This window comes from Bacillus cereus group sp. BfR-BA-01408 (assembly GCF_022663305.1).
Classification (GTDB): Bacteria; Bacillota; Bacilli; order Bacillales; family Bacillaceae_G; genus Bacillus_A; species Bacillus_A pacificus.
This window is the reverse complement of the sequence record NZ_JAKUFF010000073.1, coordinates 1-19924: the sequence shown is the minus strand read 5'-3', so window position 1 is coordinate 19924 and position 19924 is coordinate 1. Positions and strand designations below refer to the sequence as shown.

The following is a 19924-nucleotide window of genomic DNA, read 5'->3' as shown; positions in this document are numbered from 1 at the left end:
ACGTGGAACGATAACAATGCAACAGATCGTCCAAGCTCGATTAAAGTAGACTTACTACAAAACGGTAAAGTAATTGACACGAAAGAAGTAAGTAAAGCAACAAATTGGAAGTACACGTTTGAAAAACTCCAAGCATACGATACAAACGGAGTAGCGTACAAGTATGAAGTGAAAGAACAACAGGTAGACGGATACAAATCTGAAGTAAAAGATTATGACATTACGAATACAAAAGTAGGCGAAACAAAAGTAGAAGGAACAAAAACGTGGAACGATAACAATGCAACAGATCGTCCAAGCTCGATTAAAGTAGACTTACTACAAAACGGTAAAGTAATTGACACGAAAGAAGTAAGTAAAGCAACAAATTGGAAGTACACGTTTGAAAAACTCCAAGCATACGATGAAAATGGAGTAGCGTACAAGTATGAAGTGAAAGAACAAGCAGTTGAAGGATATAAATCCGAAGTAAACGGTTATGACATCACAAATACAAAAGTAGGCGAAACAAAAGTAGAAGGAACGAAGACATGGAAAGACGATAATGTAACAAATCGTCCAAGCACAATCAAAGTAGACTTACTACAAAATGGTAAAGTAGTAGATACAAAAGAAGTAACAGCAGAAACAAACTGGAAGTATACGTTTGAAAAACTCCAAGCATACGATGCAAACGGAGCAGCGTACAAGTATGAAGTGAAAGAACAGCCAGTAGCCGGATATGAATCCAAAGTAAGTGGCACTGACATCACAAATACAAAAGTGGGTAAAACAAAAGTAGAAGGAACGAAGACGTGGAACGACGGAAATGCAACAGACCGTCCGACAATGATTAAAGTAGACTTACTACAAAACGGGAACGTGATTCAAACACAAGACGTACTAGCAGTAATGGGTTGGAAATATATATTCGCAGATTTAGAAGCATATGATGTGGAAGGTAAGCCTTACGAGTATACAGTGAAAGAACAGCCAGTACCAGGATATGAATCAAAGGTAAATGGTTATGACATCACAAATACAAAAGTAGGCAAAACAAAAGTAGAAGGAACGAAAACATGGAAAGACGATAACGCGAAAGATCGTCCGGAAATGATTAAAGTAGACCTTTTACAAAATGGTGCAGTGATTGCGACGCAAGAAGTAAGCAAAGCAACAGATTGGAAATATGAATTCAAAGATTTAGCAGCGTATGATGCAAACGGAGTAGCGTACAAGTATGAAGTGAAGGAACAACCAATAGCTGGATATAAATCCGAAGTAAAAGGTACTGATATTGCAAATACAAAAGTAGGCGAAACGAAAGTAGAAGGAACAAAAACGTGGAACGATAACAATGCAACAGATCGTCCAAGCTCGATTAAAGTAGACTTACTACAAAACGGTAAAGTAGTAGATACAAAAGAAGTAACAGCAGAAACAAACTGGAAGTATACGTTTGAAAAGCTACAAGCATACGATGCAGAAGGTAAGGCATACAAGTATGAAGTGGAAGAACAGCCAGTAGCCGGATATGAATCCAAAGTAAGTGGCACTGACATCACAAATACGAAAGTAGGCAAAACAAAAGTAGGAGGAACGAAGACATGGAAAGACGATAACGCAACAGATCGTCCGGAAATGATCAAAGTAGACCTACTACAAAATGGTACAGTGATTGCGACGCAAGAAGTAAGCAAAGCAACAGGTTGGAAATATGAATTCAAAGATTTAGCAGCATACGATGCAAATGGAGTAGCGTATAAGTATGAAGTGAAAGAACAACCAGTAGCGGGATACAAGTCCGAAGTAAATGGTTATGACATCACAAATACAAAAATCAAGGACGATCCAAAAGATCCAAGTACAGATCCGAAAGATCCAAGCACAGATCCGAAAGATCCAAGTACAGATCCGAAAGATCCAAGTATAGATCCGAAAGATCCAAGCACAGATCCAAAAGATCCAAACACAACTACAAATACAGATAACAATAGCGATTCAAAAGTTCCACCTACTACAGAAAATGATAAGCAAACCTTACTTCCTAACACAGGAGGAACATCAGCAGAAATGAGTTCAATTCTTGGAGGTATGGTATTGTTCCTTTTAGGCGGAATCCTACTCACTCGTCAGCGAATTAAATAATAAAAAAGCTTTAGATTATTAATTACACTGTAATCTAAGTAGCTGACAAATTAAAAAATTACTATTGATATTGCTCCCTTTAGGTAAGTATTCAAAAACACTTCACGATAAAGTGAAGGGAAGAATGCAGCCTGAAGGGGTTTTTTTATAGAAAAAAGAGAACAATTTTAAGGTGGACCCAATCAGCGGCTCTAAAGTGATAACAAGACCGTTTTTAAGAAGCCTATTATAATTGGACCATAAACTTAGAGCAGGGTATCTCATGTAATTTAAGGTCAATGCCATGTTTCATTAATGCATAGCCATTATTATGGCTAATTTAGAAATAGCATTTTGTAAAGCTTTGTTCTTGAGTAGCTGATGTAACGTTTATTTTAGGAATGAAGGTATTAGTTTCTGAAGTTCAAGTTAACACAACTGCAAGAGCACCTTTTTACAATCGAAAAGTCTTATCATTAGATGTAATCAATAGTATTTTAAATTTTTTATTCTACATAATGCTATGTGATTTATATTCTTTATTTATATATTACGATTTTAATTATACACCATAATACCATGTAATAAATATGCTTTTATGCATATTTATTTTTTCTTAATAAACAGCCACCGATTAATCGGTGGCTTGAAATAGTATTAAGCGGCTTTCTCTCCTGTTTTCACAGTGGAATGAAGGCTATTATAGACGCCTGTACCAATGACCTCTAATGCCATTTTCATACGTTCAGGTGAAATATTCTCAAATACGTTATCTTGAGGTGTGTGATATACCTTTTCGATATGATAGATTAATGGATTCCAGCTATCGACACCCATCCAAATAAATAGAGCGGCAGGAATGCCAACTTCAACAAATGGTACGTGATCACTAGAGCCGAATTTTCCTTGCAGTACAAGGTCATTATTTAACTGTTTACCTGCTTGCAAGGCTGCATCTGTTACAAGGTTTGGAGAACCGTTAGGCGTCATAGCATATAAATTCTTTGCTTTATCGTAATTTGTTGCAACCATGTCCGCATTAAAGACACCTAAAATTCGATCGCGTTCTTTTTGGGACAGACTATTAACATAATAATCGGAGCCAAGTAAGCCAGTTTCCTCAGAACCAAAAGCAATAAAGCGAATTTCTTTATCAGTTTCTACATTTTGAAAAGCACGAGCTAACTCTAATACTAATCCTGTACCAGAAGCATTATCGTTTGCTCCAGGTGCTCCAACGACACTATCGTAGTGTGAACTTACAATGACAGCTTTTTCATTACCTGTACTATTTTTTGGTTTCTTTTTAGCGATGACATTTAAGGATGTTAAATTAGATTCATGTCTTGCTTTTAGGGAAAGAATTGTCGCCCCTTTTTTAGTAATTTCTTCTTTAAATGCATTTCCTTGCGCATAAGCAAGACCGAAGACAGGGATAGATTGCTTTTTCGTTAGACGAGGATTGAAAGTTTGTCCGTAGTTCCCGCGACCGCCAATTAAACTATATAAAAGAACACCTTTTGCTCCTTTGCTAACAGCATTTTCAACTTGTTTATTGTAGTCTGCTACTGTTGTTCCTCTTTCGAATAGAACAATTTTTCCGTTTACTTCATTTGGGATATCCTCTAATTTTGTCCCACCTTGAACAAAGATAAGAGGGGCTGTAACAGCTTCTGTAGAAATTAGTGCGTTAGGAGCAGCACCAGCTTGCCAATTACGCTTTGTGGATAATGGTGATTCTATAAATCCAACGTATTGATCGGGTACTTGAAATGGTTGATATTCTACCTCATAGCCCATTGATTTAAGCTGCGTACCAACGTAGCGAGAAGCCCATTCTTCTGATTTTGTTCCACCAGGGCGAGGACCAATTGTTTCGGATAAGAAACGGATGTGTTCGATAGCGCGGCTTGCATCAACTTGTTTTGTGATAGGTGAAGTTTGTGTGATTTTTGACGTGGAATCAGCTTTGGCTTGTCCGACTGGAGCTATGCTAACAGCGAGTGATACAGCAAGCAAAGAGCTTACTATTTTTTGTTTCAAAGATTTTTTCATTTTTTCCTCTCCTATTCTTCTATTCTCTCTGACTGACAAAAGAAGACGGATAACGACTTCATTTTACCTTTATCCTTATTAATTTTCAATATTCTGACATTGAGAAATAAAAAACGGTGTATGCATATTTGCATATTTTTGATGGAGACATGTATGCTATCATTTTAAATGAAGGTTCGCTTTCTGCTTGGAAAGCTCCTACATTGCATGAATCTAGTGTACCCAAACTTTAGATTATGTAGAGAAAAGAATCCACTGTAGGGTTTCTTTTCTCATGTTTGAATCATGTGATGATAAATATGTTTCCGCATTTCATACTTATTATCAGTGATATATGTAAGGCATCCATATGAAAATACGAGGCTGTTCAAAGGTTTTCCGTACTTTTGGACAGCCTCACCCCGTTAAAAGGACGATACTTTATGTATCGTCCTTTTTCAGGCTGTGGAGAAAATCTTTTCTACAGCCTAAAAAAGAACCGCTTCCTACTAAGAAGCGGTTCCTTTTTTATATTTCTGTTAAGATTATCGGTTCGCCGCGTGTTACGACAACTGTATGTTCGCATTGTGCAACAAGGCTTTTATCAGGTGTAACGAATGTCCAACCATCATCGCCACGTTCGATAATATGATCAGCTTTCATAGAAATGAATGGCTCTACAGCGATAACAAGACCGTCTTTTAGAAGCGCATTATCCATTGGATCAAAATAGCTTAAAATGTGGTTTGGTGCTTCATGTAAGCTAAGACCAATACCGTGACCAGTTAAGTTTTGAATAACATTGTATCCATTTTTATGTGCAAAGTTTGAAACGGCACGACCAATTTGGTTTTGTTTTGAACCAGCTTTCACCTTTTTCATTGCTGCCCAAAAGGCATCAACAGCTGCTTGGCAAAGCTTTTCTTTTGCTTCATCTTCTCCAAGTACAAATGAAATACCTGTATCTGCATAATAACCATCAAGTGCTGCAGATACGTCGACATTTACAAGGTCGCCTTCTTTTAATACACGATCACCTGGAATACCGTGAGCAACTTCTTCGTTTACACTGATGCAAGTTACGCCAGGGAAATCATATTCTTTTTCAGGTGCAGAAATAGCACCATGCTCATCTAATACTTTTTTACCGATCAAATCAAGCTCTTTCGTTGTCATGCCTGGCTTTGCTTCTTTTTTCATTTCTTCACGTGCAAGCGCAACGATGCGGCCGATTTTTCGTAAGCCTTCTAAATCTTGTTCATTACGAATAATCATGAAAACCACTGTCCTTCCTCGAATATATATCTTACCCGATTGTATCATGTTTATTTTCGTCCTGCTACTCGCTTGCAATATGGCGGATTGATTCCTCTCATAAAGAATACATGACAATTGTCATATCGATGTTATGACGCATCATACTGTTTCCTAAGTTTTCCAAGGAATACAATGTAAATATAAGAAACAGCGGGGGTGGAGAGATGGAAAAGATTATTGAAGTAAACAGTGTTTCTAAAACATTTAAACATAAAAAAGCAGTAAATAACGTTTCATTTCATGTGAATAAAGGAGAAATCGTAGCATTGCTTGGACCGAATGGTGCAGGGAAAACGACGACGATGTCGATGATGCTTGGATTAAAGGATCCGACGGAAGGAACGGTTTCTATATTCGGAAAGAGCCCAAAGCATAGAGATGTTCGTAATAGCCTCGGTGCGATGTTACAAGAAGTAAGTGTCATCGATAGCATTACAGTGGAAGAGGCAATTGAGTTATTCCGTAGCTATTATACGAATCCGATAGCGAAAGAAACGTTGCTACAGTTATCGAATTTAAAATCAGAGAGAAAGCAAAGATGTGAGAAATTATCAGGAGGTCAAAAGAGAAGGTTAAATTTTGCACTCGCACTTGCAGGAAATCCAGATTTGTTATTTTTAGATGAGCCGACAGTTGGAATGGACATTACGTCTCGAAGAACATTTTGGGAAACAATTCGAAAGTTAGCAAGTGAAGGGAAAACGATTATTTTAACAACGCACTATTTAGAAGAAGCAGATGCATTAGCAAATCGTATTTTATTATTTGCGAATGGAAAGATTATCGCAGATGGTACGCCAGATGAGATGAAAGCGACGATTTCACGAAAAACAATTACATTTTATTCGAAGGAAAGTATTCCTGCAAAATTATTAAAAGGGTTACCAAGCGTAACAGAAGTACAATCAAACGAAGGACATTTCACTTTAATAACTGAAGATACGGATGCAACGTTAAAAGCAATTTATGAAAAGAACTTACCTGTAACAAATATTTCAGTTGAACGTGGAAGTCTTGATGAAGCATTTGAACAGTTTGTCGCAAATCAGAAGGGGGAAATCGCATGAAAGCTTTATGGATGCAATGCAAAATAGAAATTTTACGTACGTTCCGCAATAAATTGTTTATCTTTTTCTCATTATTAATGCCAGTTATGTTTTATTACATTTTCACAAATGTGGTTCAAGTGCCACAAAACGGAGATGCGTGGAAAGCGCATTATTTAATCTCGATGGCGACGTTTAGTATTGTAGGGACAGCACTTTTTAGTTTCGGTGTAAGGATTTCTCAGGAAAAAGGGCAAGGTTGGACACATTTGTTGAAAATTACACCACTTCCAGAGGGAGCGTATATAACAGCAAAGATCATCGCTCAAACAGTAGTGAATGCTTTTTCAATTTTAGTTATCTTTATCGCAGGAATATTAATTAATCATGTGGAGTTAACAGTAGGGCAATGGATTGGTGCTGGATTATGGTTATTGTTAGGTGTAACACCATTTTTAGCATTAGGAACAGTAATAGGTTCTATTAAGAAGGCGGATGCAGCAGCGGGTTTAGCGAATATTTTAAATATGAGTTTAGCTGTAATTGGCGGTCTATGGATGCCAATCGAAGTATTCCCGAAAATATTAAGATCTATCGGTGAATGGACACCAACATATCACTTCGGAAGTGGTGCATGGGATATTGTAGCTGGAAAATCGGTTGGTTGGGAAAATATCGCGGTATTAGGAGGTTATTTCCTTATATTTGTTGTAATATCAATATATATAAGAAAAAGACAGGAAGCGGTATAAATGATAGAGAAGAAGAGGATTGAGATTTTTCCGAAACATATGGGATTCTTTCCGTATATGTGGCTCGTTTATTTGTTATTTCCAATTTATAATTTAACACAAGTATCGGGATGGAAGCTTGTAATAGGAAGCGGTATGTTGATAGTTTTCATGATCACATACCGTCAACTTTATTTTGTTCAGAAGACGTTTATTTTGTGGGCTTGTATTCAAATGATACTTACGCTTTTATTTGCTTTATTTTATAATCCCTTCATGATATTCTTTGGCTTTTTCACAGCAAGTGCAATGGGGTTTGCACCAAGTAAGAAAGTATTTCGGATATTACTATGTTTGTTAGTTGTAATGCTTGGAGTATTTGTATTTATAAATATGAATCAACTAACACCGACAAGTTTAGTAAATATCGTTCCGATGTTTATTTTAATGCTTCTTACACCATTTGGTATGCGCAATTTTAACCAAAAAAAGATGTTAAGAAATCAATTAAACGAAGCGAACGAGCAAATTAAGGACTTAGTAAAACGTGAAGAGAGGCAGCGTATTGCAAGGGATCTTCATGATACGTTAGGGCATACGCTATCTCTTATTACGTTGAAAAGTCAGCTTGTTGAAAAGCTAATCGTCAAAAATCCAGAGCGCGCAAGTGCGGAAGCAAAGGAGATTACACAAACATCTCGAACTGCTTTAAAACAGCTAAGGGAATTAATTTCTGATATGCGCATGATTACGGTAGAAGAAGAGCTTGAGCAAATAAAAGCGATCTTACAAGCTGCTAATATTGAATTAGAGATCAAACAAGAAACGAGTGCAAGTTCGCTATCACCCATTGAACAAAATATTTTAGGAATGTGTTTACGCGAAGCTGTTACGAATGTTGTAAAGCATAGTAAGGCAACGCGGTGCATAGTTTCTGTACTAGAATCACAAGGTGAATTGATTTTGACAGTAGAAGATAACGGAATCGGTTTAGCGGATCAAAATCACGATGGGAATGGTATTCGTGGTATGAAGGAGCGAATCGCTCTTATTGATGGATTTGTTGAACTGGGTACGATTAATCCAGGAACACTATTAACAGTAAAAGTTCCAGTTGTTATTAGAACAGGAAAAGATGAGGTGAAGGCATGATTCGAATTATTATTGCAGAAGATCAGCGAATGCTTCGTGGTGCGTTAGGAGCCCTACTTGATCTAGAAGATGATATTGAAGTAATTGGGCAAGCAGCGAACGGAGAAGAGGCGCTAAAACTAATCGAATTGTTAAAACCTGATGTAAGCATTATGGATATTGAAATGCCAATTCAAAGCGGATTAGATGTTGCAGAAACGTTGAAGAAAGAAAAATCGGCATGTAAAGTAATGATTTTAACAACATTTGCGCGCCCTGGATATTTTGAACGAGCAATGAAAGCTGGTGTGCACGGATATTTATTAAAAGATAGCCCAAGCGAGGATTTAGCTGCATCGATTCGCAACGTAATGAAAGGTAAACGAGAGATCTCTCAAGATTTAATGTTCGGCTTATGGCAAGAGCAAAATCCGTTATCAGATCGCGAAAAAGAAGTATTGCTACTTGCGAAAGAAGGAAAGACAGCAAATGAAATTGCAAAGACACTTTATCTTTCACCTGGTACAGTACGTAATTATATTTCTGAAGTATTAACGAAGCTTGATGCGAAAAATAGAATTGAGGCAATTACAATTGCGGAAGAAAAGGGATGGATATGAAAAGAAGTTTACCTATGAATGGTAAGCTTCTTTTTTTGTAATTCCGTCTCAGTTATATAGTCTGGAATTAGGGGGGATTGCGTCATGTAGATTTTACTTCATTTTTCGACAAAAAATTTGTTATAGTAGGATTAGGTTATCGGTCTAAATTCTGGATAACCTTACCACTAATAGTTGTGATTACTCCATTTTTATCTACTTTTATAATGAGATCTTGATCATATACTTTATAGTTTTTATAAGTTTGTGCAAGATGAAATTCGGTTTGATTTTCTTTATCGGTAGGTTGAAATTCTACATTTTTTCAGTTGTTACTTGCTCTTGTTGAGCCTTAGCCCCAGTTACCTCACCTTTTAAATACTTTTTTGCAATATTTTCTTTTATATCATTTTGAGGTTGTGTTAATTTCCAAATTGTTAAGCTAGGCTGAGCAATTTCAACTTTTACTTCATTCTTCCTAATTCTTGGGTGTGGATAGTTTTTGCCGATAAAGGATAAAAAAGACCGAGTGTAATGGAAGTATGGGCAAGTTTTCTGTAATTTATCTATAATACTCCTAATCTATTATTGTATGTGAGATGAATTGTATGAAAAATTTGCCGAATTTTATATATATTATGCATTATTTCATATCAAAAATTGTCGAATTCACATTATTGTAGTGGTATGACAACTCGAAAAATTAGATTGTTATAGTGGGATGGTGAGTAAGTATGCACGCAGAAAAATTAGGAAGTGAAATTAAGAAAATTAGGGTGATGCGGGGATTAACACAAAAACAGTTATCCGAGAATATATGTCACCAATCGGAAGTGAGCCGAATTGAATCGGGCGCGGTATACCCAAGTATGGATATATTGCAAGGTATTGCAGCAAAGTTACAAGTTCCCATTATCCATTTTTATGAGGTACTTATTTATTCTGACATGGAAAGGAATAAGCAGTTAAAAGACCGAATTATTATGCTCTGTAAGGAAAAGAAATATAAAGAAATTTATAATAAAGTATGGAATGAGTTGAAAAAGGAAGAATATCATCCTGAGCTTCAGCAGTTTCTTCAATGGCAATATCATGTAGCTGCTTACATATTGAAAAAAATTGATTACGAATATTGTATTTCAGAATTAAAGAAATTGCTCAATCAACAATTGGCAGGGATAGACGTATATCAGAACCTTTATATTGAAAACGCAATTGCAAACATTTACGCTGAAAATGGCCATTTTAAGAAGAGTATTGAGTTATATGAAAATATATTAAAACAATTAGAAGTATTACATGATAATAAAGAGTTTGATGTAAAGGTGAGACATAATCATGCAAAAGCATTATACTTGGACAATCAATACGAAGAAGCACTTTGTCATGCAAATAAAGCCATTGAATTATCGTGTCAAATTAATAGTATGACATTGATTGGACAGTTATACTATCGAAAAGTTGAATGCCTAGAAAAACTAGAGTGTGATAGAGCAGAAATTGAAGATGCTTGCGAAAAAGCTTACTTCTTTTTCGATATATTAGGAAACCATACATTAAAAGAATCAATTATAAAAAGAATGAAGAAATAAAAAAGATTTAAAAAGCAAATATGCATAATTGCATAAGATATGGATGGATTTTCATGATATATTTAAAGAAAAAAATGCGGGTGATGGAATATGAAAAAACTACTTATTGGTAGTCTGTTAACGTTAGCAATGGCATGGGGTATTTCATTAGGAGATACAGCTTTAGAGAAAAACCAAGTAATTTCTCATAATGATCAAGAAGTACAATTAGCTTCAGATGTACCTTTTGAATATTAAAAAAACAACCGTCTTACTTAGACGGTTGTTTTTTTGTGGAGTAACCTCCAAACGTCTTTACTAGAAACGGGCTTGCTAATAAAGAATCCTTGAATGTGGTCACAGTTTTGCTCATATAAAAACTTCCATTGTTCTTCGGTTTCTACACCTTCTGCGATAACTTCTAAATTTAGTTGTTTTGATAGTGTAATAATGGAAGAAATAATCGCTTCCTCTAAAGGACTAGTTGTAATTCCGCAAATAAATTCTCGAGCAATTTTTAATGTATTAATTGGATATTTTGTTAAATAAGCTAAAGAACTATAACCAGTTCCAAAGTCATCAATTGAAATTTGAATACCGAGATTTTGAAGTTGTTCTAGTTTTGCAACTACAGATTGATTTTGGTTAATGGCGATACTTTCTGTAATTTCAATATCTAGTGCTTCTGGTTTTAACTCTGTTTCTTCTAAAACTTTTGAAATAGTTGGGATTAAATCTGCATGATTAAATTGAACTACAGATAAATTTACACCGACTTTTAAGTGAGAGAAACCTTGATTATGCCATCTTTTCGCTTCTAAGCAAGCAGTACGTAAAATCCAATTTCCAAGTTCAATAATGAATCCAGTTTCCTCTGCTAGAGGGATAAATTGGGCTGGGGATACGATACCGAGCTTTGGATGTTTCCAACGAATTAATGCTTCAAAACCGATAATTTGTTTTGTTTTTGTGCTTACTTGTGGCTGGTATTCAAGGAAAAATTCATTTTGTTGTAATGCTTTTGAAAGTTCTCCTTCTAAGAAGTTACTCTCATTTTGAGCGATACTCATTTCTTTTGAGAAGAAAACAAATCGATTTTTTCCATTTGCTTTCGCGCGATACATAGCCATATCAGCATTTTTCATTAATGCTGTTACATCTGTTCCACAATCAGGGTACATTGCAATTCCGATACTTGGCGTAATAGACAGTTCTTCATCTTTAATGAAGAATGGTTTGTTTAAAATGGTTAAAATTTGTTCAGCTATAAAGGCTGCACTTTTTTCTGAGTACATATCTGGTAATAGAATTGTAAACTCATCTCCGCCTTGGCGAGCAACGACATCTTTTGAACGTAGGCAACTGCGTAATCGTTTTGCTACTTCAATTAATAACAAGTCTCCGACGTCATGACCGAGTCTATCGTTAATTTTTTTGAATCGATCTAAATCAAGAAACATGACGGCAACATCATTTGCGCTAGTTTGAGCTGTATTTAAAATATTTTTTAAATCCTTTTCGAACTTGCGGCGATTTGGTAGTCCAGTAAGTGCATCATGAAAGGCTAAATGTTCTACTTGTTTTTGTTTTTCATATAAAGTTGTAATATCACGTGCTATGCCAAACATCCCGACAACTTCCTTGTTTATGAAAGTAGGGATGAGTGTAATGTGAAGGTAATAGTAGTAACCTTCTTTTTCCTTTGTGCGAACTTCTAAAGTTTGTGGTCTACCTTCTTTCGTTAGTTGTAAAGCCTTCTTTAGTAAATCATGGTCTTTTGAGTCAATAAAGTGTAAAAGGGAATAGCTTTCTACTTCACAATAGTAGGCAGTAAATAAGCTTTCGCAAGCTGTATTAGACTGCTGGAAAATACCATACATATTTAAAGAGAAAACAGCATCCGGGTGATCTTCGAATAAAGATTTATAACGTTGTTCACTTTTTGATAACGCAGATGCACCTTCTTCTACTTTGTCTTCTAGTTGTGTAGTCAACTGCTCGTATGTATCGATTAGTGCCTGATTATCTTTCCACATATAAAGTTGTCGTAAGAACAATAAGATGAGAGATAATACTAGACCGATCAACATGAACTTATCATCCCAAGGTTGAAAGATAATAAAAGAAAAAGTAATGATTATACTAAAATAAGGTAATATAAAGCGCACATAATCAAACCGATAATATTTTGTTTTCGTTTCATGCTGCATTGGTTTATCTAAAATATATAGTATGGATGACAAACCAATTAATAAAATCGAAGCAGTATGTATTAAGTAAGAGACTTCAGAAGAAGTTTTCATCCCTGCGTTTAATTGAAAGAGATGTATATATCCGTATACAAGTATGATAGTAAAGCCGATAATTAATGAGATTCTACTAGCAGAATATTGTTCTCGTCTATATAGACTAATAACGGCGTAAATGACTAATGATTGTGCAATAAAGTATCCAATTAAAACCCAATGATCTGTTGTTAACATACGAAAGCTTGAACGGTCTAAAATAAAAGTTAAGGTAAAATAAATATTCATAATAATGATAAAGATGCTATCGAATGAAAATTGAGCTAGGCCTCTAATAGAGTAATGTTTTATGAACTTTATAGCAAAGCCAGAAAAGAGCAAAATATATTGTACGATAAAAAAGGGTAATGCCGTATATGAGAATATGACTTGGTCATATATAGAAAGTGAATGAAGAAATAAAGTTATCTCCATTGTCAATCCACATAGGCAAGTGCATAGTAATAAAACCCAAAATAATTTATCACCGCGCTTCATTTTCTTAATAGCTTTATATAAGCAATAGCAAGAAAAGAGTGCAGCAAAACAAAATAAGAAGAGAATTCCAATTTCTTTTATATTCAAGTTCTTAGGAATAAGAAATATCCAAAGAGAAAATATAATTATATATATCATAACAAAGTGTACATATTTTTTTTGATTAATCATATTATGACTCCGTTTCAATAAAGTTGAATCACAGGTGGAAAATGCTAATTCCAATCATAGCATATAAAATAGGGTGTTTTTTACTAAAAAAATTACTTTTTTTGAAAAAAATAGCTCAACATTACAATTTACCATTGTAATGTTGAGCTATTTATTCTTTTTATTCCTCTTATAGCGGATAATTCATGTATGAATTGCAGCATCGCTAAATCTTTCTGTTTACTTTCAATCATAATATCGAAATTATGATTGACTTTTTTTGCAACGTGTAAGAAAGGTTTAATAAACTCTAAATCAATATATTCCGCGTGAGCCCTAAATTCTTTTTTTGATTTAGGGGAAGAAATATGAACTTTAGGAAGGATATTTGTATGTGCCCAAGTTTCAAAAATTGCAGGAAGTAACTCTTCTAACGGTTCTTCGCAAAGATTTGCCATATGATGATGATAATCAAATACAAATGGAATCTTTTCTTTTTGGCAAATAGATAAAGTTTCAGCAGTTGTATATGTTTTATCATCATTTTCAAGTGTCATTTGCCTTTTTATATGTGCAGGAAGTTTTTTTATGTTTTCATGGAAACGTTCAACCGCTTTTTCTTTATTTCCGTAGGCACCACCTACATGGATGTTAATATAAGAAGAATCTGCAATTCCTATTGCATCTAATACTTTATAGTGATAAGTCATATCTGTAATAGCGTTAGTTGTAATGTGTGGCTTATCGCTTGTAAATAGCGTAAATTGATTTGGATGAAAACTTACTCGTAAATTATGTTCTTTAATTAATGCCCCAATTTTACGCCAAAGCGGTGTGAACAACCCGATGTAATCAAACTCGACTTCGGGATGTGTTGCAAGTGGGACGATGGAAGAAGATAAGCGATATAATGGAATTTCATGCGCTATATTGTAATGAAGAATACGTATTGTATGCTCAAGATTCTGTCGCGTAACATCGTATAATTTATCTTCTCGTTCTTGTTTACTAAGCTTTTGAAAGCTTGTAAATGTCATCGTTTTAGCCGGAGAACAGTCCCAGAGTGCCATTGCATGTGAGACATATCCGAAACGCATAATCATAATGAATACATCTCCTTTATGCATTATCTTTCCTATAGGAAGAAAGAAAGTATTGTTCCTATCCATTCTTTGCCTCTATTAATAGGAGAATTCGGACTAACATCTTTCAAGGAAAGTAATGACGCATTGTCTAGATCTTCGTGGAATTTATTTTTTACTGTTTGTATAAAATGTTCATCATATAAAAGGCAGTTGATTTCATGGTTAATATATAAACTTCTCATATCAAAGTTTGCAGTTCCGATATCACAGATATAGTCATCAACTATAATAACTTTAGCGTGAAAAAAACCTTGTTGAAATGCGTAAATATTACAGCCAGCGTGTATTAACTTTCGGCAATATGGGAATTTTGCTTCTCGAACAAGGGGGTGATCCGCTTTTTCTGGAACGAGAATCGTGATTTGAACCCCGCGTTTTCGTGCTTCTAATAATGCATTCATAATTTTTCTTCCAGGAATGAAATATGGTGTACCGATAAAGAGTTCTTTTTTTGCGCTTTCAATTAAATATAAAAATGTATTTTGCAAGTAGGCCCCATCAGTAGGGATAAAACGATGCAGAATGGTTCCTGGTTGTTGCTTAGGAAAATAAAGAGATGCCTCTAATAAATTTTGGTCTGTATCGTCCAGCCAATCATGTAAAAATTGCCTTTGTAAATCTTGTATTCCTTCTCCTGTAAGACGTAAATGATAATCACGCCATAATCCTAATTTTTGATTATGACCTAAATATTCTTCTCCAATATTAAATCCACCAATATAACCAATTTTCCCGTCGATAACTGTAATTTTTCTATGGTTTCTTTGATTTGCAGAAAAGAAAGGAAAAGGAAACTTTACTTTGTGACAAAATGAAAAAGAGACACCATGTTTTTGTAGGGAGCGAATGGCCTCATTTGATAAATGATGGCTTCCCAATCGATCGAGTAGAAGTCTTACTTCAATTCCTTCCTTTGCCTTGTCAATAAGTAACTTTAAAAATTCACGGCTGATTTTATCGTTTTTTACAATGAAGAACAAAACGTGCACATGGTGTTTCGCCTGTTTTATATCAGTAAATAGAGCGTCATACAAATCTTTTCCGTATGTATAAAGGTGAAAATCACTTTGACGTAAAGGGAAAGAACGAGAACGTACACGCTTTAAATGAACAATTCTCCCATAAGAAAGATCAATTACAATCCAGAGAGTGCTACCTATTAATAAGAGAGATAAGAAGAACATGAGTAAATTCCCTCCTTCACGGTCTTTTCACCATTCGTTTTTTATAAATCAAACATTCATTTTATCCTGTTATTTGTGGGCTAATAATTAGTAGGGAGTAAATAACTTCTACTGATTAAAGTTTCACTTTATAGTTTCACCGAAATAAACAGCTTTATTAAAAAATATGTTGTTGTATAACAAAAAACTGTTGACTGAATGCTCACTCATTATATAATGAAGGTAGGGGATAAAATTCAGAAAATTATATGTTTTTGAAGATTCTAAAAAAGAAAGAGGGCTTACAAAGAGAGGGGTAGCATAAAAATGAATAGCTTACTGATCATGAATTGGCTGGCTGCCATTGCTGTTATTGCTTATGCGGGATATTTGTTTGTGTATCTTATACGAACGAGGATGGCCTACATACAGTTAGGAAAAAAGATTGAATTTGACCGTCGTTTTAAAGAGCGTTGGGATCTCCTTAAGGTCAATGTTTTCGGTCAGAAAAAGCTGCTGAAAGATAAAAAGAGCGGCATTATTCACGTTATGTTCTTTTACGGATTTATTCTTGTCCAATTTGGAGCAATTGACTTCGTTTGGAAAGGACTCGCACCAGGATCACATCTTCCACTTGGACCACTATACCCTGCATTTACATTCTTCCAGGAAATTGTCACACTTGTTATTTTAATTGCAGTCTTTTGGGCTTTTCATCGACGTTATGTTGAGAAGCTAGTTCGTTTAAAACGTAATTTCAAATCAGGCCTTGTTCTTATCTTCATCGGTGGCTTAATGATTTCTGTGCTACTCGGTAATGGGATGGGAATTATATGGCATGGCGAGGAGCTTTCATGGAGTGAGCCAATCGCTTCTGCAATCGCTTACGTTTTCTCAGGGATAAATGAAACCGCAGCCATTTCTGTGTTCTATTTCTCTTGGTGGGTGCATTTACTAATTTTGTTAACGTTTTTAGTTTATGTTCCACAATCGAAACACGCGCATTTAATTGCGGGACCAGCTAACGTTTTCTTCGGCCGTCTTTCAAATCCAGGGAAACTTGAAAAGATTGACTTTGAAGATGAAACACAAGAAACATTTGGTGTTGGTAAAATCGAAGACTTTAGACAAAATCAGCTTATTGATTTATACGCTTGCGTAGAGTGTGGTCGTTGTACAAATATGTGTCCGGCAACAGGAACAGGGAAAATGTTATCGCCGATGGATTTGATTTTAAAACTTCGCGATCATTTAACTGATAAAGGAGCTGCAGTGACATCAAAAGCACCGTGGGTTCCGGTAGTTGCTTTTAATAATACACAAGGAAATCAGTTAGCGATGATGGCAGCGGGGAAAGGACAACAAGAATCTGCAGCCACAACACTCGCTTACGATCCGAGTTTAATTGGAGATGTTATTACAGAAGAAGAGATTTGGGCTTGTACAACGTGTCGTAACTGTGAGGATCAGTGTCCGGTTATGAATGAGCACGTTGATAAAATTATTGATTTACGCCGCTATCTCGTTTTAACAGAAGGAAAGATGGATGCGGAAGCGCAACGTGCGATGACAAACATCGAGCGTCAAGGGAATCCGTGGGGTCTAAACCGTAAAGAGCGTGAAACTTGGCGCCAAGGTGATGATGAAGTAACGGTTCCAACTGTAAAAGAAAAATCGAAAGCTGGCGAGGAGTTCGAATATTTATTCTGGGTTGGTTCAATGGGATCATATGATAATCGTAGTCAGAAGATTGCGATATCGTTTGCGAAGTTGATGAACGAAGCAGGCATTTCATTTGCAATACTCGGTAATAAGGAGAAGAACTCTGGAGATACACCGCGCCGCCTTGGAAATGAATTTGTCTTCCAAGAGATGGCGACAAAAAATATTGAGGAATTTGAAAAAGCAGGAGTGAAGAAAATCGTTACGATTGACCCTCATGCTTATAACACATTTAAAAATGAGTATCCGGACTTTGGCTTGCAGGCAGAAGTCTATCATCATACAGAACTGTTAGCTCAGTGGGTGAAAGAAGGACGCTTAAAACCGGTTCACGCTATTGAGGAAACAGTTACGTACCATGATTCCTGCTACTTAGGGAGATACAACGAAGTATACGAAGCGCCACGAGACATTTTGAAAGCGATTCCTGGTGTGAACCTTGTAGAAATGGCACGTAACCGTGAAACGGGAATGTGCTGTGGAGCAGGTGGTGGCTTAATGTGGATGGAGGAAACAACAGGTTCACGCATTAACGTTGCTCGTACAGAACAAGCATTAGCTGTACAGCCATCCATTATCGGTACAGGATGTCCTTATTGCTTAACGATGATTAGTGATGGGACGAAAGCGAAAGAAGTTGAAGAGAAAGTTCAAACTCTCGATGTAACAGAGATTTTAGAACGCTCAGTGATTGGACAGAAGAAAGAAGCAATCTAGTTTGTAGGAATGCATACAACTTTAGAAAGAGGTGCAATTATTGCACCTCTTCTCAACGTAGGAACACCGAGCGCACGCTCAGTGATAAAAAGAAATGGGGGAAAGAAACATGAGTAAAACAGTTATTTTAAGTGCTGCAAGAACACCGGTTGGGAAATTTGGAGGGTCTTTAAAAGATGTAAAAGCAACAGAACTTGGAGGGATTGCAATTAAAGCGGCGCTTGAAAGAGCAAATGTTTCTGCTAGTGATGTTGAGGAAGTTATATTCGGAACGGTTATTCAAGGTGGACAGGGACAAATTCCATCACGCCAAGCGGCGAGGGCTGCTGGAATCCCTTGGGAAGTGCAGACGGAAACAGTGAATAAAGTTTGTGCGTCGGGGCTTCGTGCGGTTACGTTAGCGGATCAAATTATTCGTACTGGCGATCAATCATTGATTGTAGCTGGTGGTATGGAGTCGATGAGTAACAGTCCTTACATTTTACGAGGAGCAAGATGGGGATACAGAATGGGCAACAACGAAGTCGTTGATTTAAACATTGCTGACGGTTTAACATGCGCATTTTCTGGTATACACATGGGTGTTTATGGCGGAGAAGTTGCGAAGGAAGATGGAATTTCTCGCGAAGCGCAAGATGAATGGGCATATCGTAGCCACCAACGTGCGGTTTCAGCACATAATGAAGGACGTTTTGAAGAGGAAATCGTGCCAGTAACGATTCCGCAAAGAAAAGGCGATCCTATTGTCGTTGCAAAGGATGAGGCGCCACGCGCGGATACAACAATTGAAAAGTTAGCAAAATTAAAACCTGTATTTGATAAAACAGCGACAGTGACAGCTGGTAATGCACCAGGCTTAAACGATGGTGGTGCTGCACTTGTATTAATGAGCGAAGACAGAGCGAAGCAAGAAGGAAGAAAGCCGTTAGCGACAATTTTGGCACATACAGCAATTGCAGTGGAGTCTAAAGATTTCCCGAGAACGCCAGGTTATGCAATTAACGCATTGCTTGAAAAAACAGGAAAGACAATTGAAGACATCGATTTATTCGAGATTAATGAAGCATTTGCAGCAGTAGCAATTGCAAGTACAGAGATTGCGGGAATTGATCCAGAAAAATTGAATGTAAATGGCGGCGCAGTGGCGATGGGGCATCCGATTGGAGCAAGCGGAGCGCGCATTATCGTTACACTAATCCATGCACTGAAGCAACGCGGCGGCGGAATTGGAATTGCTTCGATTTGTAGCGGTGGTGGTCAAGGTGATGCAGTGATGATTGAAGTTCACTAATTAAGATTAGACGGTATATAGTTTATTGGAAATTAAGGGGGAAGAAGAAATGAGTGTACAAAAAATTGTTGTAATTGGTGCAGGACAAATGGGATCAGGAATTGCACAAGTATGTGCAATGGCAGGATACGATGTGAAGGTACAAGATTTAAAACAGGAGCAATTAGATAGAGGATTGGCTATTATTACGAAAAACTTAGCACGCCAAGTAGAAAAGGGGCGCATGAAGGAAGAAGAAAAGGAAGCGACATTAAACCGTCTTGCAGTAACGCTTGATTTAGATTGTGTGAAGGAAGCGGATCTTATTATCGAAGCAGCTGTCGAGAAAATGGATATTAAAAAGAAAATCTTTGCGAATTTAGATAAAATTGCTCCAGAACACGCAATTTTAGCGACAAATACGTCATCTTTGCCAATT

At 36.3% G+C, this 19924-nt stretch carries 14 protein-coding genes and 2 pseudogenes; 10 read left to right on the top strand and 6 right to left on the bottom strand.

Annotated features, from left to right (window positions below):
• Positions 1–2127, top strand: a 2127-nt coding sequence (locus MR083_RS22040; RefSeq protein WP_242269848.1) for a Cna B-type domain-containing protein, incomplete at its 5' end; no start/stop codon positions are given.
• Positions 2128–2763: 636 nt separating this feature from the next.
• Here MR083_RS22040 and MR083_RS22035 read toward each other — a convergent pair.
• Both MR083_RS22035 and map read right to left on the bottom strand, forming a co-directional pair.
• Positions 2764–4161, bottom strand: coding sequence for a M28 family metallopeptidase (locus MR083_RS22035; RefSeq protein ID WP_131101195.1), 1398 nt, complete (start codon positions 4159–4161; stop codon positions 2764–2766).
• Positions 4162–4668: 507 nt separating this feature from the next.
• Positions 4669–5463, bottom strand: coding sequence for a type I methionyl aminopeptidase (map, locus tag MR083_RS22030; RefSeq protein WP_002096176.1), 795 nt, complete (start codon positions 5461–5463; stop codon positions 4669–4671).
• Between the two features lie 158 nt (positions 5464–5621).
• Here map and MR083_RS22025 point away from each other — a divergent pair, with 158 nt between their 5' ends.
• Genes MR083_RS22025 through MR083_RS22010 form a run of 4 tightly spaced genes read left to right on the top strand, consistent with a single transcriptional unit; the run spans position 5622 to position 8985 of the window.
• On the top strand, positions 5622–6524 hold the full coding sequence (locus tag MR083_RS22025) for an ABC transporter ATP-binding protein (protein WP_100633535.1): 903 nt from the start codon (positions 5622–5624) through the stop codon (positions 6522–6524).
• On the top strand, positions 6521–7255 hold the full coding sequence (locus tag MR083_RS22020; RefSeq protein WP_242269847.1) for an ABC transporter permease: 735 nt from the start codon (positions 6521–6523) through the stop codon (positions 7253–7255). The genes MR083_RS22025 and MR083_RS22020 overlap by 4 nt, the downstream gene beginning before the upstream one ends.
• On the top strand, positions 7256–8386 hold the full coding sequence (locus MR083_RS22015; RefSeq protein WP_242269846.1) for a sensor histidine kinase: 1131 nt from the start codon (positions 7256–7258) through the stop codon (positions 8384–8386).
• The gene (locus MR083_RS22010) at positions 8383–8985 is read left to right on the top strand and encodes a response regulator transcription factor (protein WP_242269845.1); all 603 of its coding nucleotides are present in this window, start codon (positions 8383–8385) and stop codon (positions 8983–8985) included. Before MR083_RS22015 ends, MR083_RS22010 begins: the two co-directional genes overlap by 4 nt.
• Before the next feature lie 139 nt (positions 8986–9124).
• On the opposite strand, the pseudogene MR083_RS22005 reads toward MR083_RS22010, so the two are convergent.
• A pseudogene (locus MR083_RS22005) lies at positions 9125–9530 on the bottom strand (M4 family metallopeptidase); the annotation flags it as partial.
• Between the two features lie 168 nt (positions 9531–9698).
• Here MR083_RS22005 and plcR point away from each other — a divergent pair.
• On the top strand, positions 9699–10556 hold the full coding sequence (gene plcR, locus MR083_RS22000) for a transcriptional regulator PlcR (RefSeq protein ID WP_242269844.1): 858 nt from the start codon (positions 9699–9701) through the stop codon (positions 10554–10556).
• A gap of 90 nt (positions 10557–10646) precedes the next feature.
• The gene (gene papR, locus MR083_RS21995; protein ID WP_000734728.1) at positions 10647–10793 is read left to right on the top strand and encodes a quorum-sensing peptide PapR; all 147 of its coding nucleotides are present in this window, start codon (positions 10647–10649) and stop codon (positions 10791–10793) included.
• Positions 10794–10810: 17 nt separating this feature from the next.
• Here the strand turns inward: papR and MR083_RS21990 are convergent, their stop codons facing one another.
• From MR083_RS21990 to cls, 3 genes are all read right to left on the bottom strand, one after another.
• Positions 10811–13489: a DUF4084 domain-containing protein gene (locus MR083_RS21990; RefSeq protein ID WP_242269843.1), complete on the bottom strand. Its 2679-nt coding sequence runs from the start codon at positions 13487–13489 to the stop codon at positions 10811–10813.
• Positions 13490–13617: 128 nt separating this feature from the next.
• Positions 13618–14571 (bottom strand): UV DNA damage repair endonuclease UvsE, encoded by a 954-nt coding sequence (gene uvsE / locus MR083_RS21985; RefSeq protein WP_000605888.1) that lies wholly within the window; start codon positions 14569–14571, stop codon positions 13618–13620.
• A 32-nt stretch (positions 14572–14603) separates the two neighbouring features.
• The gene (gene cls, locus MR083_RS21980) at positions 14604–15797 is read right to left on the bottom strand and encodes a cardiolipin synthase (protein WP_242269842.1); all 1194 of its coding nucleotides are present in this window, start codon (positions 15795–15797) and stop codon (positions 14604–14606) included.
• A gap of 306 nt (positions 15798–16103) precedes the next feature.
• Between cls and MR083_RS21975 the strand changes: the two genes are divergently transcribed.
• The 3 genes and pseudogenes from MR083_RS21975 to MR083_RS21965 all read left to right on the top strand — a co-directional run.
• Positions 16104–18215, top strand: coding sequence for a (Fe-S)-binding protein (locus MR083_RS21975; RefSeq protein WP_001086788.1), 2112 nt, complete (start codon positions 16104–16106; stop codon positions 18213–18215).
• 9 nt (positions 18216–18224) lie between these two features.
• Positions 18225–19506: pseudogene (locus tag MR083_RS21970) on the top strand (acetyl-CoA C-acetyltransferase).
• Between the two features lie 49 nt (positions 19507–19555).
• A partial coding sequence (locus tag MR083_RS21965; protein WP_242269841.1) for a 3-hydroxyacyl-CoA dehydrogenase NAD-binding domain-containing protein occupies positions 19556–19924 on the top strand: 369 nt, incomplete at its 3' end.

Coding starts and splice junctions, on each gene's coding strand:
- MR083_RS21975 (WP_001086788.1), top strand. CDS start 16,104: ATGAATAGCTTACTGATCATGAATTGGCTGGCTGCCATTGCTGTTATT.
- papR (WP_000734728.1), top strand. CDS start 10,647: ATGAAAAAACTACTTATTGGTAGTCTGTTAACGTTAGCAATGGCATGG.
- MR083_RS22020 (WP_242269847.1), top strand. CDS start 6,521: ATGAAAGCTTTATGGATGCAATGCAAAATAGAAATTTTACGTACGTTC.
- map (WP_002096176.1), bottom strand. CDS start 5,463: ATGATACAATCGGGTAAGATATATATTCGAGGAAGGACAGTGGTTTTC.
- plcR (WP_242269844.1), top strand. CDS start 9,699: ATGCACGCAGAAAAATTAGGAAGTGAAATTAAGAAAATTAGGGTGATG.
- MR083_RS22035 (WP_131101195.1), bottom strand. CDS start 4,161: ATGAAAAAATCTTTGAAACAAAAAATAGTAAGCTCTTTGCTTGCTGTA.
- uvsE (WP_000605888.1), bottom strand. CDS start 14,571: ATGATTATGCGTTTCGGATATGTCTCACATGCAATGGCACTCTGGGAC.
- MR083_RS22025 (WP_100633535.1), top strand. CDS start 5,622: ATGGAAAAGATTATTGAAGTAAACAGTGTTTCTAAAACATTTAAACAT.
- MR083_RS21990 (WP_242269843.1), bottom strand. CDS start 13,489: ATGATTAATCAAAAAAAATATGTACACTTTGTTATGATATATATAATT.
- MR083_RS22015 (WP_242269846.1), top strand. CDS start 7,256: ATGATAGAGAAGAAGAGGATTGAGATTTTTCCGAAACATATGGGATTC.
- cls (WP_242269842.1), bottom strand. CDS start 15,797: ATGTTCTTCTTATCTCTCTTATTAATAGGTAGCACTCTCTGGATTGTA.
- MR083_RS22010 (WP_242269845.1), top strand. CDS start 8,383: ATGATTCGAATTATTATTGCAGAAGATCAGCGAATGCTTCGTGGTGCG.